The sequence below is a fragment of the Streptomyces sp. Y20 genome (assembly GCF_043195475.1).
Taxonomy (GTDB): domain Bacteria; phylum Actinomycetota; class Actinomycetes; order Streptomycetales; family Streptomycetaceae; genus Streptomyces.
In genome coordinates, this window is record NZ_JBIDDP010000016.1 from 124,830 (window position 1) to 146,574 (window position 21,745).

General features: G+C 69.7%; 19 protein-coding genes and 3 pseudogenes. 10 read left to right on the forward strand and 12 right to left on the reverse strand.

From position 1 onward, the window contains the following. Positions 1 to 464: 464 nt before the first annotated feature. Positions 465 to 1,436, reverse strand: coding sequence for an alpha/beta hydrolase (locus ACGFT1_RS31105; RefSeq protein ID WP_373912316.1), 972 nt, complete (start codon positions 1,434 to 1,436; stop codon positions 465 to 467). A gap of 577 nt (positions 1,437 to 2,013) precedes the next feature. Here ACGFT1_RS31105 and ACGFT1_RS31110 point away from each other — a divergent pair. Continuing rightward, a complete protein-coding gene (locus ACGFT1_RS31110; protein WP_373912317.1) occupies positions 2,014 to 3,606 on the forward strand; it encodes an MFS transporter in 1,593 nt (530 codons plus the stop codon). 668 nt (positions 3,607 to 4,274) lie between these two features. Here ACGFT1_RS31110 and ACGFT1_RS31115 read toward each other — a convergent pair. Next, positions 4,275 to 5,246: pseudogene (locus ACGFT1_RS31115) on the reverse strand (recombinase family protein). Between the two features lie 358 nt (positions 5,247 to 5,604). Here ACGFT1_RS31115 and ACGFT1_RS31120 point away from each other — a divergent pair. The 3 genes from ACGFT1_RS31120 to ACGFT1_RS31130 all read left to right on the forward strand — a co-directional run bounded on the left by ACGFT1_RS31120 (position 5,605) and on the right by ACGFT1_RS31130 (position 8,344). After that, a complete protein-coding gene (locus tag ACGFT1_RS31120) occupies positions 5,605 to 6,300 on the forward strand; it encodes a TetR/AcrR family transcriptional regulator (protein ID WP_373912318.1) in 696 nt (231 codons plus the stop codon). A 226-nt stretch (positions 6,301 to 6,526) separates the two neighbouring features. After that, positions 6,527 to 7,669: an FAD-dependent oxidoreductase gene (locus tag ACGFT1_RS31125; protein WP_373912319.1), complete on the forward strand. Its 1,143-nt coding sequence runs from the start codon at positions 6,527 to 6,529 to the stop codon at positions 7,667 to 7,669. Positions 7,670 to 7,807: 138 nt separating this feature from the next. Then, positions 7,808 to 8,344 (forward strand): GNAT family N-acetyltransferase, encoded by a 537-nt coding sequence (locus ACGFT1_RS31130; protein ID WP_373912320.1) that lies wholly within the window; start codon positions 7,808 to 7,810, stop codon positions 8,342 to 8,344. 652 nt (positions 8,345 to 8,996) lie between these two features. On the opposite strand, the gene ACGFT1_RS31135 is transcribed toward ACGFT1_RS31130, so the two are convergent. The 5 genes from ACGFT1_RS31135 to ACGFT1_RS31155 all read right to left on the reverse strand — a co-directional run bounded on the left by ACGFT1_RS31135 (position 8,997) and on the right by ACGFT1_RS31155 (position 12,730). Continuing rightward, the gene (locus tag ACGFT1_RS31135; protein ID WP_373912321.1) at positions 8,997 to 9,236 is read right to left on the reverse strand and encodes a hypothetical protein; all 240 of its coding nucleotides are present in this window, start codon (positions 9,234 to 9,236) and stop codon (positions 8,997 to 8,999) included. 58 nt (positions 9,237 to 9,294) lie between these two features. Continuing rightward, entirely contained in the window at positions 9,295 to 10,182 is an 888-nt protein-coding gene (locus ACGFT1_RS31140) for a neutral zinc metallopeptidase (RefSeq protein ID WP_373912322.1), read from the reverse strand. 481 nt (positions 10,183 to 10,663) lie between these two features. Beyond that, the gene (gene mscL, locus ACGFT1_RS31145) at positions 10,664 to 11,107 is read right to left on the reverse strand and encodes a large conductance mechanosensitive channel protein MscL (RefSeq protein WP_373912323.1); all 444 of its coding nucleotides are present in this window, start codon (positions 11,105 to 11,107) and stop codon (positions 10,664 to 10,666) included. 212 nt (positions 11,108 to 11,319) lie between these two features. Beyond that, complete coding sequence (locus tag ACGFT1_RS31150) at positions 11,320 to 11,835, reverse strand: hypothetical protein (protein ID WP_373912324.1); 516 nt, start codon at positions 11,833 to 11,835, stop codon at positions 11,320 to 11,322. 733 nt (positions 11,836 to 12,568) lie between these two features. Next, on the reverse strand, positions 12,569 to 12,730 hold the full coding sequence (locus ACGFT1_RS31155; protein ID WP_373912325.1) for a hypothetical protein: 162 nt from the start codon (positions 12,728 to 12,730) through the stop codon (positions 12,569 to 12,571). Positions 12,731 to 12,737: 7 nt separating this feature from the next. On the opposite strand from ACGFT1_RS31155, the gene ACGFT1_RS31160 reads away from it, so the two are divergent. Beyond that, positions 12,738 to 13,379: an inositol monophosphatase family protein gene (locus ACGFT1_RS31160; RefSeq protein WP_373912326.1), complete on the forward strand. Its 642-nt coding sequence runs from the start codon at positions 12,738 to 12,740 to the stop codon at positions 13,377 to 13,379. A gap of 30 nt (positions 13,380 to 13,409) precedes the next feature. On the opposite strand, the pseudogene ACGFT1_RS31165 reads toward ACGFT1_RS31160, so the two are convergent. Next, a pseudogene (locus tag ACGFT1_RS31165) lies at positions 13,410 to 13,517 on the reverse strand (IS630 family transposase); the annotation flags it as partial. Positions 13,518 to 13,764: 247 nt separating this feature from the next. Here ACGFT1_RS31165 and ACGFT1_RS31170 point away from each other — a divergent pair. Further along, on the forward strand, positions 13,765 to 14,460 hold the full coding sequence (locus tag ACGFT1_RS31170) for a hypothetical protein (protein ID WP_373912327.1): 696 nt from the start codon (positions 13,765 to 13,767) through the stop codon (positions 14,458 to 14,460). 263 nt (positions 14,461 to 14,723) lie between these two features. On the opposite strand, the gene ACGFT1_RS31175 is transcribed toward ACGFT1_RS31170, so the two are convergent. Beyond that, positions 14,724 to 15,119, reverse strand: a complete 396-nt coding sequence (locus ACGFT1_RS31175; protein WP_373912328.1) for a cupin domain-containing protein — start codon at positions 15,117 to 15,119, stop codon at positions 14,724 to 14,726. A gap of 52 nt (positions 15,120 to 15,171) precedes the next feature. Between ACGFT1_RS31175 and ACGFT1_RS31180 the strand changes: the two genes are divergently transcribed. Next, on the forward strand, positions 15,172 to 16,164 hold the full coding sequence (locus ACGFT1_RS31180; protein WP_373912329.1) for a GlxA family transcriptional regulator: 993 nt from the start codon (positions 15,172 to 15,174) through the stop codon (positions 16,162 to 16,164). A gap of 736 nt (positions 16,165 to 16,900) precedes the next feature. Here the strand turns inward: ACGFT1_RS31180 and ACGFT1_RS31185 are convergent. Further along, positions 16,901 to 17,902, reverse strand: a complete 1,002-nt coding sequence (locus ACGFT1_RS31185; protein WP_373912330.1) for a helix-turn-helix transcriptional regulator — start codon at positions 17,900 to 17,902, stop codon at positions 16,901 to 16,903. Positions 17,903 to 18,060: 158 nt separating this feature from the next. Between ACGFT1_RS31185 and ACGFT1_RS31190 the strand changes: the two genes are divergently transcribed. From ACGFT1_RS31190 to ACGFT1_RS31200, 3 genes and pseudogenes are all read left to right on the forward strand, one after another. Continuing rightward, positions 18,061 to 18,483, forward strand: coding sequence for a VOC family protein (locus ACGFT1_RS31190; RefSeq protein WP_373912331.1), 423 nt, complete (start codon positions 18,061 to 18,063; stop codon positions 18,481 to 18,483). 105 nt (positions 18,484 to 18,588) lie between these two features. Further along, positions 18,589 to 19,246 (forward strand): annotated as a pseudogene (locus tag ACGFT1_RS31195) (aldo/keto reductase); the annotation flags it as partial. A 109-nt stretch (positions 19,247 to 19,355) separates the two neighbouring features. Then, positions 19,356 to 20,450 carry a winged helix DNA-binding domain-containing protein gene (locus tag ACGFT1_RS31200; RefSeq protein WP_373912332.1) on the forward strand — a complete coding sequence of 365 codons (1,095 nt, stop codon included), beginning with the start codon at positions 19,356 to 19,358 and terminating at the stop codon, positions 20,448 to 20,450. A gap of 84 nt (positions 20,451 to 20,534) precedes the next feature. On the opposite strand, the gene ACGFT1_RS31205 is transcribed toward ACGFT1_RS31200, so the two are convergent. After that, entirely contained in the window at positions 20,535 to 20,762 is a 228-nt protein-coding gene (locus ACGFT1_RS31205; RefSeq protein WP_373912333.1) for a hypothetical protein, read from the reverse strand. 34 nt (positions 20,763 to 20,796) lie between these two features. Next, on the reverse strand, positions 20,797 to 21,360 hold the full coding sequence (locus tag ACGFT1_RS31210) for a TetR/AcrR family transcriptional regulator (protein ID WP_373912334.1): 564 nt from the start codon (positions 21,358 to 21,360) through the stop codon (positions 20,797 to 20,799). Positions 21,361 to 21,745: the final 385 nt, after the last annotated feature.

Consider the following 21,745-nt stretch of genomic DNA (forward strand, 5'->3'; position numbering starts at 1 on the left):
AGACAGTGCGCCATGGACCTCGGTGACAACACGCCTTGGTGACCACGAGTGATTCGAACTCAGGGGACCGTGGCGAAGGGCCCCGCGCTTGCCAACCATCACTGAGCATTGCTGCCTGTCACACTGGACGTCACAGCACGTCTGACTTTGGGCTGGCCGGTCAGTCGGTGCGCGGGGAGAATCACCCCCGGCCGGACCGCCGCAAGCGCCGGCGGATTTGGCCGCCCTCGCTCACCGGCAGCTCGACGCGGGCCTGGACCGTGCGCAATTGGTCCGGCTGGAGGCCCCTGCCCGCGGCCTCGCGCGTGAGGCGGCGCTGCTCTGAGAGGGTCGCCACGATCCGCCCTAGGCCCCGTTGACGTGGGCCATGAGCCGGCTTCCCCGTCGGGCACCAGGGCTTCGGCGGGGATTCGCGACCTCTACCGCTGGCCGCAGGAGGCCCTCGTCCGCGGTACGGACACGCTTCAGGGGTGCAGTGCTTGTTGCAGTGCCTCGATGGCGAGTGTGCGCGCGACCGTGGTTGCCTTGGAGTCGCGGAGGCTGTCGAGCATCAGGAAGTCGTGGACCATTCCCAGCACTCGGACCGCGGTGACGTCCACTCCTGCCTCGCGGAGCTTGGCCGCGTAGGCCTCGCCTTCGTCACGCAGTACGTCGGCTTCGTCGGTGATGACCAGTGCGGGGGGAAGGCCACGGAGCTGCTCGATGTCGGCCCGCAGCGGCGAGGCATAGATTTCGGTGCGCTGCTTGGGGTCCGAGGTGTAGGCGTCCCAGAACCACTTCATCCCGTCGCGAGTGAGGTAGTAGCCGTCGGCGAACTGCTGGTAGGACGGAGTGTCGAAGTCCGCGTCGGTGACGGGGTACAGCAGCACTTGGGCAGCCAGTTGCACATCTCCGCGTTCCTTGGCCATCAGCGCGAAGACCGTCGACATGTTGCCGCCCACCGAATCGCCGCAGACCGCTATCCGTGAGGCATCGAGGTTCTGTTCCCCGCCGTTTTGGAGGATCCACTTTCCGACCGCGTAGTTCTGCTCGATCTGAGTCGGGTACTTCGCCTCGGGGGCCCTGTCGTAGACGGGAAAGACGACCGCGGCGTTTGCTCCGACCGCCAGTTCGCGGATCAGCCGGTCGTGCGTCTTCTCGTCGCCGAACACCCATCCGGCGCCGTGGATGTACAGGACCACCGGGAGGGTTTTCATCGTTCCCCGAGGGCGGATGATACGCGTGCGGACGTTGCCGTACTGCCCGGCGTCGATGGTCACCCAGTCCTCTTCCACCGCCGGCTTGGCCACTCCCTTCCCTTCCTGGAGACCATCGAGGATCTCGCGGCCGTTCTCCGGCGGGACCTCGTAGATGCGCGGATGTGGCGACGTTGCCGCCGTCAGCTCCCGGGCAGAGGGTTCCAGGACTGGGGTTGCGACGGATCGAGAAGCGGGCATGGTGCGCCTCCTGCCTCAGACGTAGCGGTACATGCGGCTGGCCCGCCCCCTCCCATCGTCTCTCGGCAGCGCATCGGTGCAACCGCGGGACAGCGCGTGAAAACCAGGTCACGCGGGGTCGTCGAGGTTGCGTCATGGCGCGGATCCACGGTCGGGTCCCGGCTTGTGGCTGTGCTGCCGTCCCCACGCGGGGCGCCGCCGCATCCGAAACGGCCCGCCGGAGAGACCGACGGGCCGTCGGCTCGCTCAGGCGGCCCAACCGATCAGCAATCCTGACAGCAAAGCGGCGGGACCCGGCGCTCGAAGGACGTCGGTTCGCGGGTCTCGTCTTCGGGCATCCGGGGGGTACCTATGCCGTGTTCATCCTCCGCCATACGCGATTCCGGCCGACCTGTTCCGTCAAGCCTGTGGCGGGATGGCGACATCCGCAGGCTCGGGGTGGGCCAGACGGCCTCTCAACTGGCGGAACATACGGGTCCAAGTACCCGTGTTTTCGGGTCCCGGAGGTGTCCAGGCGCTCGGTGGCGACCCACTCGGGGGGCAGAAGTCGCGCTTGCAGCGCCGTATGCTCCGAGGTATGGCTGTGCCCGAGCGGGACGCATCGGACGACGGACCCCGCGCCGCTGTCGGACCTAACCTACGGATCGCCTCCCCAGCGGGGAAGTGGGTTCTGCTGACGACCGTCCTCGGGTCCAGCATGGCCCTGCTGGACTCGACGGTCGTCAACGTCGCCCTGCCGACCATCGGCCGTGACCTCGACGCGAGCCTCGCCGCGCTCCAGTGGACCGTCAACGGCTACATGCTCTCGCTGGCCGGGCTGATCCTGCTCGGCGGCTCGCTCGGCGACCGCTTCGGACGCCGGAGGATCTTCGTCGTCGGCGTGGTCTGGTTCGCCACCGCGTCGCTGATGTGCGGGCTCGCGCCGAACGTCGGCATCCTCATCGCGGCCCGCGTGCTCCAGGGCGTCGGCGGGGCGCTGCTCACCCCCGGTTCGCTGGCGATCATCCAGGCCTCTTTCCACCCCGCCGACCGGGCCCGGGCCGTCGGCCTGTGGTCGGGTTTCGGGGGCGTCGGGGCCGCCGTCGGACCGTTCCTCGGCGGCTGGCTGGTGGACGGGCCGGGCTGGCGCTGGGTCTTCCTGCTGAACATCCCCGCCGCGCTGGTCTGCGTGCCCGTCGCCCTCCGGCACGTCCCGGAGTCCTCCGGCACGTTCGACGCGGGTATCGCCGACAGCGGGGGGGCCGCGCCGCGCCGCCGCTTCGACGTCCTCGGGGCCATCCTCGGCGCGGCGGCCCTCGCGCTGGTGACGTACGCCCTGATCGGGGCTCGGAGCGGCTCCGTGCTCGTGCCGGTGACGGCGGTCGCGGGTGTGGCGGCGGGCCTGGCCTTCGTGCGGGTCGAGCGGCAGCGGTCCGATCCGATGATGCCGCCGGACATTTTCGCGTCGCGCCAGTTCACGAACGTGAACCTGGTGACGCTGTGCGTCTACGCGGCTTTCGGCGGCTTCTTCTTCCTGACCGCGCTCCAGCTCCAGGTGGTGGCGGGCTACTCCGCGCTCGAAGCCGGTACGGCCCTGCTGCCGACCACGGCCCTGATGCTGCTGTTCTCCGCCCGCTCCGGCGAACTCGCCCAGCGGATCGGGCCGCGCATCCCGCTCACGGTCGGCCCCCTGCTGTGCGCGACCGCCATGCTGCTGATGCTGCGGGTCGGCAAGGACGCCTCGTACGTCGCGGACGTGCTGCCCGCGCTGGTGGTGATGGGCCTCGGCATGGTCACCCTGGTCGCGCCGCTGACCGCGACCGTGCTGGCCTCGGTGGACACCGGGCGGGCCGGGCTGGCGAGCGGCATCAACAACGCGGCGGCCCGCGCCGCCGGTCTCATCGCCGTGGCCGCGCTGCCCGTGCTCACCGGGATGGGCTCGGAGGCGTACCGCTCGGCGGACGCCTTCGACGCCGCGTTCCGGCGGGCGATGCCGCTCTGCGCGGGCGTGCTGGTGGTCGGCGCGGTGCTCGCCTTCACGACGGTGCGCCGCCCCGCCCCGGACTGCCGGCGCCCCGAGTGCCGTACCCACGGCTCGGTCCTGGCGCCGCCGCTGGAACCCCGCCGCACCAGCCACGGCACCCTGGGCCCCGCGGGCCCGGACACCCCCGGCACGGGCCCGACACCCTGACCGCGTCCAGGTCCACCCGGCCCCTGACCCCGCCCCGCCCCGCCCGGAAAGGTGCCGCTGCCGCTCCGCCAGGCGGTGGACCGGGCAGCGCGGACGAGGTGGGACTGCGGGGCCGGGCGGCGGTGCGGGGGATGCGGCGGCTCAGGGCGCGGCGATGCGGCGGCGCAGCCGCAGGCACAGGCACAGGCACAGGCCGAAGCAGGACTGGTGGCGAGCCGGGTGCGACGGCGCGGTCCGGGCGGCGGACCGGGACGGCGCAGGTCCGGCGGCGGACGAGCGGCACGAGGCACCGGGCGGCGGAGCGGGGCGGGGCGGGGCCGGGGCCCGCGCTGGCGGTCCGGAGTGACGGGCGGTCGGCGGCACAGGGCGGGTGGCGAGCGCGAAGTCGCGGGACCAGACCGACCCGGCAGCGCGGCGGTACAAGGCCCGGCGGACCAGGACGGCGCGGGGCAGGCCGGGCGGCGGACCGGAACGCGCGGTACGGCCGGGAACCGCCCTTGGGGAACATCGGTACAGCGGTTCTCGGCAAGATTGATCTTGAAAGCGGAGGACCACCGGCGCAAAGTGTTCGCCGGGGTCCTCCGCTTTCCTGCGGTCGGTCAGCGGTGGGGACGCCAGCGGGTGAAGACGGCAGTCGCCGGGGCCCTTCGTGCGGTGTGGCGCCGGGATCACACGTCCTCCCCTTCTCGTTCGCGTCGGGCCTGCGCCAGCAGCGCCGCCACGACGTCGTCCGTCTGGTCCTCGGTCTGTTCAACGAGCGTGTCCAGCACGTCGCCGGGGGCGCCGAGGGCTTGCTTCTGGAGGCGTTCCATCAGCTCGGAGTCGGTGCCGCTGGTGGGGCCGGCGAGGTCCACCCTCGCCGGCCGGCGCGGAGTGATGATCTCCGGCACGGCCGGTGCCTCGGCCTGCTCGGCTCCGGCGAGCGCGCGGTACAGCGAGGGGACCGAGGGGTTCTTGCCGACGTTCTTGCCGACGTTCTTGCCGACGTTCTTGCCGGTCTTGATGGTCAGCTTCTTGGCGATCTGGGGGACGGGCACGCCCTTGTCCTTGAACGCGCGGGCGAAGAGGAGGGAGTCGTCGTCGATCACCTTGGGCCATCCGCCGTGGTCGCCCCTCGCGGCGGCCGTGACCTGGCCCTCCAGGGTCTTCTCGCGGATGTAGTCGCGCTCGATCTGTGCGGCGGCGGCCAGGACGGCGAAGAACATGGCACCCATGCCGTGGGGGTCGTAGATCCCGGTGAGCGGGCCGGTGAGGAGTTCGAGCTGGACGCCGGCGCCCTGGAGCTGGGCGGAGAGGGCCATCGGCTCGGCGGCGCTGCGGGCCAGGCGCTTGAGCTCGTGGACGGTGAGGATCACCTCCTGTGCCGGGGCGGCCTCCCGGATGTCGAACGCCAGCTACAGCGCCTCCTCCGGCTTCGGCCCGGTCTTCACCCGCGTGCTGATCTTCTCGGAGAAGACTCTCTTGCACTTGGCGCGGGCGAGCGCGTCGAGCTGGCTCTGGAGTTCTTGCTGCGCGGTCGAGCAGCGGGCGTACCCGATCCGGATCGGCTTCGCGGCCGGCTCTGCCGGAGCGGCCTCTACGGGCGGGCCCGGCTTCCACGGCCGGGCGGGCTCCCGGTATTCGTGGACGAGGACCTCCAGCTCTCGCGGAGCGCGGGGACGAGGATGGAGCGCGGAGTGTGGTAATTCGTCGCGGTCTTCCCGCCGCGGGTGCGGTACGGACTCCTACCCGGGGCTTCCCAGTTCGGGCAGTCGTTCCGTTCTACCGCGATTCCGGCTTGATCGGGCGTCAGGTCCGCTCTGGCAGTCCGTCAGCGCTGTCTCACAGAACACCGGAGTTTCGAGAGGTGTTCTGAGAACGGGGACCTGCGGAAACGTGATCGGCTCCCTGTCTCTCGCAGAACTCTCGCAACTGGTCATTCGTGAGAACCGCCGCCCGTGGAGGTCGGGAGCGAACCGGGCGATCCCACCCTGCGAACACGTTCGTTACGATCGGGTTATGAGTGCGAGAAGAGAGCCGATCAGCCGTCGGGAGCGTCCGGCGAAGCCCGCCCTGTCCCGGCGCTGGATTGTGGACACCGCCGTGCGGATCATGCGGGCGGAGGGGCTGGGCAAGGTCACGATGCGCCGCCTGGCGCAGGAGCTGGATACCGGCCCGGCGTCACTGTATGTCTACATCGCCAACACCGCCGAGCTGCACGCGGCCGTTCTGGACTCCCTGCTCGGCGAGGTCGATCTGACCGGGCGGGACGGCGGTGAGGACTGGCGCGAGCAGCTCCGTGCCGTCATGACGTCGTACACCCAGGTGCTGTTCGAGCACCCGCAGCTCGCGAGGGCCGCGCTGGTCGCCCGCCCGAGCGGCGAGAACTACCTGCGCCTGGTGGAACGCATCCTCGCTCTCCTGTCGCAGAGCGGGGCCGGCCGCGTGCAGGTCGCCTGGGGGGCGGACAAACTGCTCCAGGACGCGACAGCCACCGCCGCCGAGCACTCGACGCGCGAGCACGATCCCTCCTCCGAGGACGACTGGAACGCCACGGTGCGTGAACTGCACGCCGTGGACGCCACGACGCATCCGGCGATCACCGCGCACATGCCCGCCCTGATCGGCGGCTCGGTGTCGGACAGGATCCGCTGGAGCTTCGACGTCCTCGTCAACGGCATCATGCACACACCTGCCCCGGGCACAGCGGCCTGATCCCCGGGCAGGTGGACCGCCCTGGCGACGGACGCGGCCGGGGGCGGCAGTCCCCCCGCCTGCCGCGATACGAACTTGTTCGCAACGAACATGTTCGTTACGGTGGCGGGGTGAACGAGGCATCCCTTGCCTCCTCGCCACGCAGCCGCCCCTGCAAGGAGCCTTGCGGCATCGGCGGTGACGACTCGGCGCACCGAGGTGTTCCCCTACTGATTTCGGAGACCCCATGAGCACCAGCCATTTCCCGATCGTGATCATCGGCGCAGGCCTTGGGGGCCTGACCGCCGCCCGTGTCCTGCACGTCAACGGCATCGAGTCGGCGATCTTCGAGCTGGAGGCGTCGGCGGCGGCCCGTACCCAGGGCGGGATGCTCGACATCCACGAGAACAACGGGCAGAAGGCCCTGCACGCCGCCGGCCTCCATGACGACTTCCTCAAGATCGTCCACGCGGGTGGTCAGGCCATGCGCCTGCTCGGCCCCGACGGCACCGTGCACGTGGCCGAGGAGGACGACGGCACCGGCGGCCGGCCGGAGGTGGACCGCGGTGACCTGCGGGACCTGCTGCTCAACTCCCTGCCCGACGGCACGGTCCACTGGGGCCGCAAGGTCACCGGGGCCCGCGCGCTGGGCGACGGGCGCCACGAGGTGACGTTCGCCGACGGCTCGGCCCTCACCACCGATCTCCTGATCGGCGCGGACGGCGCATGGTCCCGGATCCGGCCGCTGGTCTCGCACGCCAAGCCCGCCTACACCGGCATCTCCTTCGTCGAGACCGACCTGTTCGACGCCGACACCCGCCACCCGCGCAGCGCCGCGGTCATCGGCGGCGGGTTCCTCATCGCCCTGGGGAACGAACGCGGTGTCCTCGCGCACCGGGAGAGCGACGGCACTCTCCACGTCTACACGGCACTCAAGGTCGACGAGGGCTGGCTGGACACAGTCGACTTCACCGACCACGCTGCCGCCAAGGCCGCCGTCCTCGCCCACTTCGAAGGCTGGGACGCGGGCCTGCGCAGCCTGGTCGCCGACGCGGAGACGATCACCCCGCGCCGTATCCACGCCCTGGCGGTGGGGCACCGCTGGGACCGTGTCGCGGGCGTGACGCTGCTCGGTGACGCCGCCCACCTGATGTCCCCCTTCGCCGGGGAGGGCGCCAACCTCGCCATGTTCGACGGCGCCGAACTCGCCCTGGCCATCGCCGCACATCCCGGCGACACCGAAGCCGCTCTGGCCGCGTACGAGCAGGCCCTCTTCCCGCGCAGCGAGGCGTCCGCCGCCGAGTCCAACGCCAACCTGGACACGATGTTCGGCGAGCGGGGCCTGGAGCAGATGGTCGCGTTCTTCACCTCCGGCCCGGCAGCCCAGTGAGGCCCGCCCCGACAGCCACCGCACCCCCAGTCACCGAACCCACCCGCCTCAGCCAACCCGGGAGGAACCTATGACGACGTCCCTTGAGCGCACCACCCCGCCACAGCCCGACCTTGAATGAGAGATCATCATGTGGGGATGTCTGACAACCAATCCTCTGTAGCACCGGCTGCAGTGCGGCTTCCTCAGTACACGAAGACGGACCAGGACGAGATCCTCGGTGACAGCGATGATCCCTTCGGTGTTGCCGAGGCCGGTTTGACCTGGCTGCCCAAAAGAGAGCACTTCGGTATCAGACACGGCGACCGGCTTGTGGCACATGCCGGCCTCCTCCGGCTGCCTGTTGCGATCGGCGATGTCCAGACAGAGGTGGTAGGAGTCGGTGGAGTGGCCGTCGCACCCGACATGCAGGGCCAGGGGTTGGCCCGGCGCGTGGTCACAGCGGCACTTGACCACGCTCGCACCATGGGTCCTCAGCACGCACTCCTGTTCTGCCGACTTCCCCTCGTGCCGCTGTACCAGCGCCTCGGATGGCACCCCCTCGACAAGGAGGTGCTTGTCGAACAACCCGAAAACCGCCTGGTGACCATGCCACTGCGGACCATGGTGACGCCCCTGCGCGACAACGCACGCTGGCCTTCGAAGCCGGTGCGTCTGTTCTCCCTCCCGATGTGACGGGCCCCTTCCGCGAGGGCCGTCCAGCGTGGCAACAAAAGCCCAATCCCGGATGTGAGCAGCCACTCTCACGGCAGCCGGTCAACCGCATGCTGGCCAGAGAGCGGCAGCCACTTGGTCGCCTCGTGACAGCGGACCAACCCGCGTCCACAGCACATGACCAGCAATCAACAAGCGAACGAGGCTGATGCACAACCGCTGCCACCAGCACGCCGGCGCATCGTCCGGGACGACGTCCGGCTCGGGGAACGCGCGGCCGCTCAGCTCCCGCATCGCGGCGGTCTGCCGCTCCAGCGCTTCCGGGATGGCGGGTCCACCGTCGACGGCCGGACAGCCTGGCGGTGCGCCTCGATGGCGCGGCGGTAGCCGTCCGGCGGGATCCGTCGCTGCACCGGCGCGGCGGGTACGGCCGGGTGTAGTCGGGTCGGCGGCAGCCGGGACGCTGCCGCCTGCCGCCGGGGTGGCCATGCCGCGCTCGGTCATCATCATGCTGATCGCGCTGCCGAGCCCGAGCGGTTCGCGGCCGTCGCGGTGTACGACCGCGCCGGTGCGCCGCTTCGTCTTGTCCTTCCAGGCGCCCCCGTTCTTCCTTGCCGCTTCCCGGGCCGCGGACAGGGCCCGGCGCGCGCGAGGTCCCCCCTCAGCACGCTGCTCACGCGATCACCGCCCCGGCCGCCTCGCCATCCAGCGGGCGGGCGACGAGCTCGGGCAACCGGTCCGTCCACGGCGCGGGCACGGCCGCCTCGGTCCGGGCCGCCGCCCGCTCGCGCAGCTGCTCCAGCCGCGCCGCCAGCAGGTACTGCGCGGTGCGCTCCTGCTCTGTCCGCTCCTCCTGCTCCAGCTGGGCGGCGACGGCACGGTCCTGGAAGCGGTCAGCCTGTCGAGGCAGCACTCCCACTTGGTGTCGGTCGCTAACCACCCCAGGCGTGGTGCCGTGGTTGTCAGCGTGGTCAGCTGAACGTGTTGCAGTCGGCGACGCGGCCGGAGCGGTAGCCGGTGGAGAACCATTGCTGGCGCTGGCTCGCGGAGCCGTGGGTCCAGGTGTCGGGTGTGACCTTGCCCTGGTAGCGCTGCTGGATACGGTCGTCTCCGACGGCGGCGGCCGCGTCCAGCCCGCGGTTGATGTCGTCCTTCGTCAAGTCGGTGACCAGTGGCTTACCGCTCTTGGGGTCGGGGGTGGTGGTGGCGTGGTGGGCCCACACTCCGGCGTAGCAGTCCGCCTGCAACTCGAGCTTCACCGAACCGCCGTTCCGGCCCTTACCGCTGCCGCGGGAGATCGTTCCGCTGAGATCCTGGAAGTGGTGGCCGTACTCGTGCGCGATGACGTAAGCCTCGGCGAACGGGCCGCCCTTGGCGCCGAACTTGCTGCCCAGGTCGTTGAAGAAGCCGAGATCGAGATAGACCTTGTCATCGGCTGAGCAGTAGAAGGGGCCGACGTCGGAAGTCGCGTTCCCGCAGCCGGTGTTCACACTGCCGGTGAACAGGAACGTCGGGGCCTGCTGGTAGGGCTTGCCGGTGGCTGTCTGCGTCTGCTTCCAGAATGCCTGCACGCTGTCGACCACGGCGACGATCCGGCACTCCTCCTTGCGGTTGGCGTCGGCACCGGTCCGGCAGTCCGCCGCGAGGTCCGCGGCTGACTTGCCCGACGAGGACGTGTCGCTGCCGCCCGAGCCGAACATGCCGGGGTCGACACCCAAGAGCACGGAAGCGACCAGCACCACGAGCCCGACCAGTCCCCCGCCGATGGTCTTGCCGCCGCCCGGGATCCCGCCCAGCGCACCTCCCCGCCCGTCCGCGACCTCGGACGTGTCCAGAGCAGCATCGTCGTCGAATTGCATACGTTCATCCTCCCTCGAGCGGCGCGCCGGACTGCCCCGCGTCGTCCCGCTCGCCTACCCCGTACGAGGACATCCCCATCCCGTCCTCTTCCTGCTCCGCCTCTTGGAGAAGCCGGCGGGCGACGTCGCGACGCCGCTCTGTGGGTGAACGGCGGACCGCCCGTGCGCGGTAACGCACCCTCCATGCCGTCGACCGCGCAGCGGGGCCCCGCCTGTCGCCGGTGCCGGGACCGTGCCCGCGATGTTCAGACGACGGACGGCCGCCGCGGGCCGGTCGGGACGATCTGCAAAACGGCCGTTGGCCTTGTTCGCAGGCCAGGTAGATCTTGGTGATGAAGCCTCCCCGTGACCGGCCCAGGCCGTGGTCGTCGGGCTCGGTGCCGGCCGTGAAGCCGAGCAGCCGGTTCGGCATCGGACGCCGTCGGTGACTCCCGTCACCACGGACGTCCCCGGCAGCCCGGGCCGGGCCATGGAGGTCGGGTCACCCGGCGCGCTGGGTTGTCTCTCCGGCCTGAGCCGGTACGGCGGGCAGGGAGACGGTGCAGGAGGCGCAGCGTCGGGCCTGGGCGGGTACGGGGCTGAGGCATTCGGGGCAGTCCCGTTTGGGGGCCTGGACGTCTTGGTGCGGGGCGAGGCGTTCGTGGAGCTTGTTGATCGGGAGCACGACCAGGAAGTACAGGGCGCTGGCGAGGAGGAAGAAGCTGATCGCCGCGTTGACGAAGGCGCCGTAGGGGAACTTGGTGGCGCCTACGGTGAAGGTCTTGCGGCTCATGTCGCCCGTGGCGCCGGTGGCCAGCCCGACGAGTGGGGTCAGGAAGGCGCTGACGAAGCCGTTCACCACGGCGGTGAACGCCGCCCCGATGACGATCCCGACGGCCAGGTCGACCACGTTGCCACGCAGAATGAAGCTGCGGAAACCCTTCACCTTCTCACCCCTAAGAGGTTCTTGACGTCGACGAGCGGCACCGCAAGCGCGGTCAGCCCACCCCCTTCACCTCGGATGCCCTGCCACCCCTCGCCCATGCCGGCTCCCCCGCGCGGCGCGGCGATGTACCGGTTCACCAAGTGGCGCGACGACGACAGAGCATGCATGACCTGCTGCGCCGACAGGTGCGCTGTGGCCGCTGAGCATTGAGGTCAGCCGCTGGCGAGTATCGGGCCGGCCGGGGCAGAGAGTGTCTGATGAACGTGGGGGCAGGGCGTGGCAGAAGTGGTTGTGAGAATGCGCATCCGGCGCAGGAGATCACGGGTGGTGCGCTTGCTCAGCGTGCTGCGCCAGGTCAGTCCCGGGTGGCGGGACCGTAGGTGTGACAGCGCACGGGTGCCCAGGCCGGTGCTGTGGAAGCGCTCGTCGATGACGACGGCGGTGATGACACCCTGGGCGCAGTCGGTGCAGATCCGGTACCGGACCTGGCCGACGACCTGGCGGGTGTGCACGAGGAGCAGGCATTCGTCGCCCGGGCCGGGGTCGTCCGGGATGTGCGTGGACAGGAAATCGATTGCCCGGTAGGCGAGGACGCGGCGGCGCAGGCGGCCGGTGCGTCGGCCTCGGCGTGAGTGTTTGGCGCCGTCGTGACCGTGCGGCGGTGTCGCGGCTGTGGAGACCTTGGCGGTGAGACTGCTGCTGATGGGACGCGCATGTAGTCCGTGCATGACGTCTCGTGTGCCCGAACAGCCGACAGATACCCGTTTTAGCGGGCGGGGCACCCCGCCCGGGCGCACCTCGGCTTCCAGATTGCGGCCACGCTCCTGGAGGCAGCATCCCGGCTGCACGACCGAAAAGACCCCGAGGGCGCGCTCGAACTGTGGACCCGGCTCGAACGGGAGCAGGTGGTCAGCGCCTTCCTCAAGCAGATGGACCAGGCCCGTGCCGCGGTCGAGGTCAGCGACAGCGTGGAACGGGCCGCCGCACGGGTCCTGTTAGCGCTTGGTGCGGGAACGCAGGCATGGGCAGGGACGTTGTACGGCAGTGGGCTTCCGGATCACCACTCCAGCGGCAGCGAGCCGCAACTGCCGTCCAGCACTCCTGGCAGACCCCGCTGTGGGCGGAGACCGTCTCACCTTCGATGTCGGCGGGAGTAGACACCGCCAGCAGGGACGCTCTGCTTGCCACCGTCGTCCTACCGGGCCTGACAACCGATCTTCCCGATGACCTGCAGCCCCGCCGTGCAGCCCTGGCCCCGCTGTTGACCGATGCGAATGCAGCCGTCCGGGCCGTCGCCTCCGACGCCCTGCGCCGCACGGTCGGCTCAACCTGCGAGGCGGCCGGAGGCCGCGCGGACGTTGCGTGGCGTGCGCAGGCGGCGGCAGCCGTTGCCGAGTGCTCCCGAACCGCCGAGGAAGGCCGGCGTAGATCCGCGACTGTCAGGCACGTAGTCGAGCACGGTCAGGCCAGGAGGGTGGCGTAGACGCTGGTCACGGTGGCGGTGAGGGTGATGACCGCGGCGAAGGTGACGGCGGCGCGGGTGAGAGCGGCGGGGTAGGTGGCGCCGTCCATGCGGGCGAGCTTGCCCGCGCCGGCGGCGGCCGGCAGCGCCACGACGATCACGAGTGCGGTGATCCTTGACGTCATCTGTGCCGCGCGCCCCTATGACGCGGTGCTCGGCGAGGAAGGCGGGCAGCAGGGCGCCGTCGGCGCTGTGCGCCAGTGGTTGGTGGATCCCCTGTGTGGCACGCTGAACTACGCCGTTGGCAACATGCTGGTGGCCGTCAACGTGGCCCTGCGTGATGGGGCGGCGGCGGTGGCCGACCCGTTCAGCGGCGAGGTCTTCTTCACCGACGGGGAGACCGCCTGGGTGCGGCATGACGGGGCCGACGACGCGCTACTGGCGCCTTCGCCCGCTACCCGATTGGTGGACGTCAACCTGGATCCGCCGTTCCCGAGTGCACCCGGATTCCGGGCCGTGGATCTGCTGGCCCACCCTGTGTTCGCCGAACGTTTCCGGCCTCGGGTCGTGTCCACGACCCTGGCGCTGGCCTGGGTCGCTGCAGGCAAGCGCGCCGCGTATGTCACCGATGGCGGTGACCTCTCCAGGAGCGTGCACTTCGCGGCCGGCATCGCTTTGTGCCGGGCTGCTGGCTGCGTTGTCACCGGGATCGACGGTGCCCCGATCGATGAGGCAGGTCGTGGGCTTGTGGTCGCCGCCGACGACGAGACCCACGGGCTGCTGATGTCGATGATGCGTAGCCGAAGCTAGTGCTGTGACCGCATGGTTTCGCCGGGCTGGTCAGGCTGCGACTCGGAGTGGCCTGCTGCCCCAGCGGATGCCTTTCTCGCTGCGGATCCGAGGGCGTTCACGGCGTTGAGCTGCGAGGACGTCTGGGTGGCGGGCGCTAACAGCACCGCGCCCCGCTCCCACAGGTAGCGGTGGACCGCCCGTCTCCGCGTGCACGCTGCGCCGGGCCCTGGACGGCCGGCTCCCCACCCGCGGTGTGGTTGCGGCTTCGCGCGGGGTGCCGTCCATGCGCGGGCACGAGGGGCCGAAGCGCTCGAGGTGGAGGACACCGAGCAGATGGGCCAGGCCCTGTGGGCAGCCGTCGTTCTGGCATTCTGCAGGGGCTGACTGATCAGGGGAGAAGGTCATGGACGAGCACGCGCTGAAGCGGGCGGCTGAGGTGGGACTGGATCAGCGGGAGGCTGACAAACGCACGGTGGAGCGCCTGAAGGCCATTGCCTTCCGTCTGATCAGTGCCGGCTTGTTCTCGAGAGCCCGGCTCGGGATGCTGCCGTTGGCAGTGGTGGTCCTGCTGGCGGCGGGGTGCGGAACGCAGCGGGCAGGAAGTACCGCCGACGCGTACCGGCGTTCGCATCCGACGCCGACCGGCATATCGACACCGGGTACGCCAACGGACTTCCCCTGCCCTGGCGAAAGCCCAAAGCCGGTGGCACCCACGGACGCCACGACCCCCAGCCCGACCGCGCCGCCAACCGACCACTACGCCGAGAACCACGGCTTTCGAGTTCCCCTCCCGCTCCACGGTCAGAGCCGCTGCGACGGGCTCACCGCCGTCGCACGTGTCACGAGGGCACTCGAACCGCTGCGTCGGCGCGGTGACTTCGCCCCGCAGGACGTCCGCGACACACTCACCAGCCTCGGCTATTCCGCCGGGAAGATACAGGCATACCAGGATGGGTCCACCGGGGTCGGCTTCCTTGTCGACATCGGATCCTCCCCCTGGTGTGTGGAGGGCACGATGAGCGGTGACTCCATCGAGGCGAAGGCCTTCGGCGGCTACCCGGACGGCACCGGCTGCCAGCCCCCGAGCGGCGGTCACTGACCACGGCCTCCGCAAACCGCGAACCACTTAGAAACCGTTGTCGTACCGAACTTGATGTGCGCGTTTCCGCAGTTCAGGCATGATGCGGGATCAGCGAGGAAGGCTCGGGGCCTTCGGGTTGTCTCGTCGGTGGAGGTGTCGGGTGGCGTCCGTCGTGGGGTTGCTGGAGGGGCTGACAATCCCGAGCTGGTCAGGAGTCCCCGCGTTCATGCCTGGGTTGCGGCAAGGTCACCCGTTGGTGGTCCCGACTTCTGCCTGTCTGCTCACGCGTCGAGGATGTGTCCGGTCGTTGCGTCCACGTGAGAGGGGATCTCGTCGTGGCGGTCGCCCACGGTCGGCGTCCCGGTCGGCTCGAACATGAGGATCGCGGCTCCGGACGGCGCGTACGGCTTGTGCTCCGTACCTGCGGGGACGGTGAAGACCGCCCCCTGCCGCAGCAGGACCGTGCGCTCACCCTCGGGCTCGCGCAAGGAGATGTGCAGGTCCCCGTCGAGCACCAAGAAGAACTCGTCCGTGTCGTCGTGGACGTGCCAGATGTGTTCGCCCTCGACCTTGGCGACCCGGACGTCGTAGTCGTTGACGCGCGTGACGATGCGCGGACTCCATAGTGCATCGAAGGAGGCCAGGGCCTGGCTAAGAGAGATCGGCTGGTTGCTCATGGCCTCATCCTCCGCAGCTTCGCATGGGCAGCGTGAGTGCTAGGAATTGCACATGGCGAAAGAATCCTCGCACCAAGCTCACGCGGCAGGCGTACATCGGGTGGTCGTGATCGTGGACGAGAACTCGAACCCGTTCGAGCTCGGCTGCGCGACCGAGATCTTCGGTCTGCGCAGGCCGGAGATCGGCCGCGATCTCTACGACTTCCAGCTCTGCTCCCCCGAGCCCTCCACCCCGATGCGAGACAGATTCTTCACCCTCACAGCAGTCGCCGGCTTGGAGGCAGCCGATGCAGCAGACACCTTGATCGTCCCCAACCGCCCCGACGTCGAGGTGCCCCGCCGACCCGCCGTGCTCGACACCATCCGACGGGCACACGCGCGCGGCGCACGCATGATCGGCTTCTGCAGCGGCGCCTTCACCCTGGCCGAGGCCGGAGTCCTAGACGGGCGCCGGGCCACAGCCCACTGGCAGTGGGCTGATGCCTTCCGCCTCCGCTTCCCTGCCGTCCACCTCGAATCAGACGTGCTGTTCGTGGACGACGGTGACATCCTCACCGCCGCAGGAAGCGCGGCCGCACTCGACCTCGGCCTGCACGTGGTCCGCCGCGACCACGGCGCCGAGGTTGCCAACTCCGTGAGCCGACGGCTGGTCTTCGCGGCGCACCGCGACGGCGGCCAGCGGCAGTTCGTCGAGCGTCCCCTACCCGACCTCCCCGACGAGTCCCTGGCACCCGTCCTGGCCTGGGCGCAGGAACGGCTCGACTCACCACTCACGATCTCAGACCTCGCGGCGCGGGCGGCGGTCAGCCCGGCCACGCTGCACCGCCGCTTCCGGGCACAGCTGGGAACGACCCCGTTGATGTGGCTCACAGGAGAACGGCTCGCCTTGGCCTGCCGACTGATCGAGCGAGGCGAATCACGTTTCGAGGTAGTCGCACGGCGGAGCGGTCTGGGCACCGCTACCAACCTGCGCACGCTGATGCGTCGCGAGACGGGCATCACTCCGTCGGCGTACAAGCGCCGGTTCGGACCCGAGGTGAACTGACGGCACTACAGCCTCAACACCTGACTAGGTGATCGCGTGGGATAGCGGCCAGCACCGATGAGCCTGAGAAGTTGACAGCGGTGCGTCGTACGGGGTTTGAGGTTTACCGCCGCACCCGGGCCCGTGCAGGCGCCTGCGCGCCCATCCGGTCCAGGCGTTGCGTCATCCCGCCCGCAGGCGCGGCGACCTCGGAAGCCGTACCGCCGGGCGGCCCCCGCGGCTGTCGCTCGGGCGTGCCTGGGGCAGGTCTGCTGCCGCACCAGACGGCCAACCGTCCACAGGTCGCCGTCGCCGCCCCCCAACGACCATTCGCACTCTGACGAGCACCCGAACGGGCGCATCGACCCGAAATCGGGGTAAAGAGGTGCAAAGGCATGGGAGGAGGCAGTTACAAGCTTTGTAAGCTCCCGCTGCACTTACTCAGCAGCGCGGCCCTTGCCGGGGATGTGGCGGCCTGGCGGGCTGCGGGTCCTGCGGCGAGGGACCTCCGTCACAGACGTCCGCGTAGGCCTGATGGCGATCTCCTCGCTGCGCCCCTCACAGGCCGATCGACGGTCCGATGCGATCCGCACCTTGCTGGGTCTGCTTCTGACGGGACTGCACTCGCCCGCTCACTGAACTGCCGAGGGCTCAGGCCGCGCCCCTGCCCTCTACCGTGTGCGGCCATCGGTCGAGGGCGGTCGTTGGGTCGGCCCCGGAGGTTCGGAGGGCTTGAGCGGCGTGGTGAGTTCTGTTCTCACCGCGCCGGGCTGGTCTTTGGTCTTGTGGTGCGGGCGGCGTGGGCGTAGCGGGAGGCGAGGTCCCCGAATGCGGTGGCCAGTCGGGGTGGGCCGATGACTTCGATATCGGTGTCGAAGCGGCCGATGGCGGCGGCGAGTCCGGTCCATGACCAGGAGCCGAGGATGAGCCGGCAGTGACGGGAGCCGAGTTCCTCGACGATTCCGTCCTGGGCGAAGGGCGCGACATCGGCGGCCGGGAGGCGGAGGATGACTTCGCCTCGGCAGGGCCAGTCAGTGGTGGTGCCGTCGTTGCCGCGGAATCGGCTGGTGATGAAGGTGGAGACGCTGCCGCCGGGGAGGTCACGAGGGGTGAAGCGCGGGCCAGTGGGTGTGCGGGGGCGGATGCGGTCGACGCGGAAGGTGCGCCAGTCCTCGCGGTGGAGGTCCCAGGCCACGAGGTACCACTGATGACGCCAGGTGACCAGGTGGTGGGGTTGTACGCGGCGGACGTCATCGGCCGAGGTGCTTGGCCCCGGGGCGTAGTCGAAGCGCAGTTCCTCGCGGGCGTGGATGGCGCGGCTCAGGTCCATCAGGACCTGAGCGTCGATCTGGCGGGTGTCGCCGGCCGCCGCGGGCGGTTGGACGGCGGTGATGTGCAGCAGGTCGATGCGGTGGCGCAGGCGGGGTGGCATGACCTGGCGGAGGGTGGCCAGAGCGCGGGTGGCGTCTTCGGCGACGGTGGTGCCGGCGGCCGCGGTCTGCAGCGCGACGGCCAGGGCGACGGCCTGGTTGTCGTCGAACAGCATGGGCGGCAGGTGCGTGCCGGCCTCGAGGCGGTACCCGCCGGCCGGTCCTTTGAGGGTCTTGATCGGGTAGTCGAGTTGGCGCAGGCGGTCGATGTCACGGCGCAGCGTGCGCGACGTGATGCCTAGACGCTCGGCGAGATCATCGCCGGACCAGTCACGGGGCGTTTGAAGGAGCGAGAGCAGCGCGAGCAGCCGGGCGGACGTCTTATGCATGACACCCATAATCCTTGGAGTACCGGACACATCCTGTCCTCTACCTCTGCCATCGTGGCCAACGAGCCGTTCGGGAGGCATCGCTCCTGGTCACGGCAGCCGCCGCTCGGCATCAACAACCGACGGCGCCCATCAGTCACTGAGGCAAGGAGCAGGCCATGTCCGTCACGACCACCACTCACCTGAACTTCCGGGGCACCGCACGTGAGGCGCTTGACTTCTACCAGTCCGTCTTCGGTGGACGCACCGTCGCAGTCACCTACAAGGACGCGGGCGCCGTGCAGAACGAGAGCGAGGCGGACTGGGTGATGTGGGGCGAAGTGGTCGGCGACAACGGCTTCCACGTCATGGCCTACGACGTGCCCTCCAAGCTGCCCTGGAACCGGGGTGACAATTCGTTCTTCGTCTCCGTGCGTGGAGACGACGCCGAGGAGATCAGGGCCCAGTGGGACAAGCTCGCCGAGGGCTCGACCATCGTGAGCCCGCTGGAGCCCGCGCAGTGGGCGCCGCTGTACGGCATGCTCACCGACCGCTTCGGCGTCACCTGGGTCCTGGACGTCACCGCTCCGTACAACGGCTGAACCGAGCGACCCACCTGACACGCCTGCGCCGTCCGGGCCACCCCCACGGGGACCCGGACGGTGCAGGCATCGAACACGTGCAGCAGCGGAAGGGAACGGGCCACCGTGAGGATGCGGAAGCTGGGACGGACCGGCATCGAAGTCAGTGCCTACTGCCTGGGCACCATGGTGTTCGGCACGATGGGCAATCCGGATCACGACGGCTGCGTGCGCATGGTCCACCGGGCGCTGGACGCGGGCATCGATTTCCTCGACACCGCCGACGTCTACGGCTACAGCGAGACCGAGGAGATCGCCGGAAAGGCCCTCAAGGGACGCCGCGACGAGGTTGTGCTGGCGACCCAGTTCAACGGACCGATGGGCCAGGAGCCCAACCGCTGCGGCAGCTCCCGGCGCTGGGTCGTCCAGGCGGTCGAGGGCTCACTGAAGCGGCTGCAAACCGAATACATCGACCTCTACCAGATCCACCACCCCGACCCGCACACCGACATCGAGGAGACCCTCTCCGCGCTCACCGACCTCGTGCGGGCCGGCAAGGTCCGGGCGATCGGCTCCTCCAACCTCCCGGCCTCGGAGATCGTCGAGGCCCAATGGGTGTCCCAGCGGCGTGGGCTGCACCGCCTGCGCACCGAGCAGCCCCCCCTACTCCATTCTCAACCGCGCCATAGAGCGGGAGATCCTGCCCGCCTGCCACCGCTACGGCTTGGGCGTTCTGGTGTGGAGCCCGCTGGCCATGGGCCTGCTCACTGGCCGCTACCGCAAGAAACCGACATCGGCCCGCTGGACGTCTCCTATACACCTCCCTCCCTCCCTCACTCACACGGACCTGCGCCGACGCCCGTCCCACGGGCGAGCCGCCGCGTGAGGATGCCGTGACCGTCCTTGACGCCCGCGCCCTCAATCGCGCCACCCTCGCCCGCCAGCACCTGCTCAAGCGCAGCGACACATCCGCATCGGAGGCAGTGGCCCATCTGTGCGGCCTGCAGGCACAGGATCCTCAGGAACCCTTCACCGGGCTGTGGTCCCGCCTGTCCGGTTTCAAGCCCGAGCAACTGGACGATGCGCTGACCGGTCGCGCGATGGTGCGCACCCACCTGATGCGGCGCACCGTCCACCTCGTCACCGCCGACGACGCGCTCGCCTGGCGAGCCCGCCACGACACAATGCTGCGCCAGCGAGTGCTGGGGACCTACCGGCGTGAACTGGCCGGCATCGACGTGGACGAGGTCGCCGCAGCCGGCCGCGCGGTCATGGCCGACCAGCAGCCCCGCACCATGACCGAGCTCGTACAAGCTCTCGAAGACCGCTGGCCCGGCCCACCACGTCGTGTCCTGGGCGAGCTGCTCATCGCAGCCCTCATCCCCATGGCCCAACTCCCGCCCCGCGGCCTGTGGCACCGGAGCGCCGGCGTACGCAACCTGCCGTTGAGCACCTGGCTGGGACGGGACATCGACCCCCTGCCCGCCGATGGCAGTGATCTCGTCGGACAGCAACTACTGCACCGCTACCTCGCCGCGTACGGGCCCGCCGCCAGCACGGACCTACGTGCCTGGTGCGGCCTCGCCGGCCTTCCCGCCGCCATCAAAGCCGCCCGCGAAGAACTCGTCGTCTTCCGTGACGAACGCGGCCGCGAACTGCTCGACCTGCCCGACGCACCCCGCCCCCACCCCGAAACCCCTGCCCCCGTGCGGTTCCTCCCGGCCTTCGACAACGCCATCCTCGGTTACCACGACCGTAGCCGCATCATCGACGCCCCCCACCTCGGTCTGTCCGTCGCAGGCCACCGCACCGTCCTTGTTGACGGACGCGTCACCGCCACCTGGGCCATGCGCGACCACCAACTCCACATCAGCTCCCTGCGCCCCCTCACCGCCCTGGAACAGGAAGCCGTTTACACCGAAGCCCAGGACCTGACCGCCTTCTTGGACAACGACATCGATCACATCCGACTCGACACCGGAAACTGACGATCACGCGCTTCAGGTCCCGACGTGATGGGCAAAGAAGGCGTCTTCCGCGAGAATCGGTCCCTTCGTCGGAGAAGACGCAGGTCAAGTGGCGTTCAGCGGAGTGATTCCGGTACCCGCGTACAGCTCGGGTTCCAGCGACAGGACGGTCAGCGGCTCCCCGGCCTTCGCCGCGTGCCAGGCGATCGCGGCAGCGTGGGCCACCGGCCGGTCCACGTTTTTCCAGTCCAGCTCATCCATTGCGTGCGCCGCGGTGAACGGAACAAGCTGAGGCAGCACGACCGCCGCGGCGGCAGCCATGTCGTCCGGCATAGGCCGACGCCTTTCCGAACCGCTGACGTATCGCTTAGCGGGGCCTAAGTCCGTCGACGACGACGTCCAGCATGCGGTTCAGTTGGGGGCGCTGCTCGGGTGCGCCGGCCACGGAGAGCAAACCGGCGAGGATGCTGCCTACGTCGGTCGGGTCGATGTCGCTGCGCAGTTCTCCTGCTGTGACGCCGGCCTCGAGCACCATCGCCAGGACCTGCTGGACCTCGTCACAGACCGGTCCGGTACCGAAGCGGCCGGAAGCGCTCATGGCGACCAGGGCCTCGCAGATGCCGCGTCGTTCGCCGACCCAGTCGGCGAATCGGAGCATCCACGCGTGGAGGGCCTGTGCGGGCGGCTCGGTAGCCAGCAGAGTGCGCGCGTCCTCGCGCAAGGGGCGGATCTGGCCCCGGTAGACCTCTTCGACCAAGTCCTCTCGGGTGGGGAAGTGCCGGTACAGGGTGGCGTTCCCCACTCCAGCGCGCTTGGCGATCGCGTCCAGCGAGATCGCGCGTCCGGATGCGAAGGCTTCGGCGGCCGTGGCGATCAGCTGCTCGCGGTTGCGCTGCGCGTCGGCGCGCAGGGTGCTGCGTGGAGGTGTCATTACCTTCGCGAATCGTGAGAGTCAGTGAGGCTCGGGAACGAATCGGGGATGTCCCCGGTCAGTGTACGGCGAGACAAACGGGGAGGTCCCCGGACAGTGTACGGCGAGACAAACGGGGAGGTCCCCGGGCAGTGTACGGTGAGATAAACAGGGAGGTCCCCGCTTATGGATGGTCTCGTCCACTGCTTCAGCGGCGAAAGGTTTGCCATGCCTACAGCGCTCATCATCGGGGGCGACCGGGATCGGCAGCGTTACGGCCGACCTGCTGCACTCCCGCGGCGACCAGGTCGCGGTCACCGGACAGAATGCTGATTCCCTCGCACGGGCACGGTCCGAGCTTCCCGACGCCGTGCTCGTCGTCCGATCCGATGCGCGCGTGCTCTCT

What these genes read in the sequence shown, in the direction of transcription:
- ACGFT1_RS31105 (WP_373912316.1), bottom strand. Translation starts at nt 1,436, where the DNA reads ATGCCCGCTTCTCGATCCGTCGCAACCCCAGTCCTGGAACCCTCTGCC.
- ACGFT1_RS31110 (WP_373912317.1), top strand. Translation starts at nt 2,014, where the DNA reads ATGGCTGTGCCCGAGCGGGACGCATCGGACGACGGACCCCGCGCCGCT.
- ACGFT1_RS31120 (WP_373912318.1), top strand. Translation starts at nt 5,605, where the DNA reads ATGAGTGCGAGAAGAGAGCCGATCAGCCGTCGGGAGCGTCCGGCGAAG.
- ACGFT1_RS31125 (WP_373912319.1), top strand. Translation starts at nt 6,527, where the DNA reads ATGAGCACCAGCCATTTCCCGATCGTGATCATCGGCGCAGGCCTTGGG.
- ACGFT1_RS31130 (WP_373912320.1), top strand. Translation starts at nt 7,808, where the DNA reads ATGTCTGACAACCAATCCTCTGTAGCACCGGCTGCAGTGCGGCTTCCT.
- ACGFT1_RS31140 (WP_373912322.1), bottom strand. Translation starts at nt 10,182, where the DNA reads ATGCAATTCGACGACGATGCTGCTCTGGACACGTCCGAGGTCGCGGAC.
- ACGFT1_RS31150 (WP_373912324.1), bottom strand. Translation starts at nt 11,835, where the DNA reads ATGCACGGACTACATGCGCGTCCCATCAGCAGCAGTCTCACCGCCAAG.
- ACGFT1_RS31170 (WP_373912327.1), top strand. Translation starts at nt 13,765, where the DNA reads ATGGACGAGCACGCGCTGAAGCGGGCGGCTGAGGTGGGACTGGATCAG.
- ACGFT1_RS31175 (WP_373912328.1), bottom strand. Translation starts at nt 15,119, where the DNA reads ATGAGCAACCAGCCGATCTCTCTTAGCCAGGCCCTGGCCTCCTTCGAT.
- ACGFT1_RS31180 (WP_373912329.1), top strand. Translation starts at nt 15,172, where the DNA reads ATGGCGAAAGAATCCTCGCACCAAGCTCACGCGGCAGGCGTACATCGG.
- ACGFT1_RS31185 (WP_373912330.1), bottom strand. Translation starts at nt 17,902, where the DNA reads ATGCATAAGACGTCCGCCCGGCTGCTCGCGCTGCTCTCGCTCCTTCAA.
- ACGFT1_RS31190 (WP_373912331.1), top strand. Translation starts at nt 18,061, where the DNA reads ATGTCCGTCACGACCACCACTCACCTGAACTTCCGGGGCACCGCACGT.
- ACGFT1_RS31205 (WP_373912333.1), bottom strand. Translation starts at nt 20,762, where the DNA reads ATGCCGGACGACATGGCTGCCGCCGCGGCGGTCGTGCTGCCTCAGCTT.
- ACGFT1_RS31210 (WP_373912334.1), bottom strand. Translation starts at nt 21,360, where the DNA reads ATGACACCTCCACGCAGCACCCTGCGCGCCGACGCGCAGCGCAACCGC.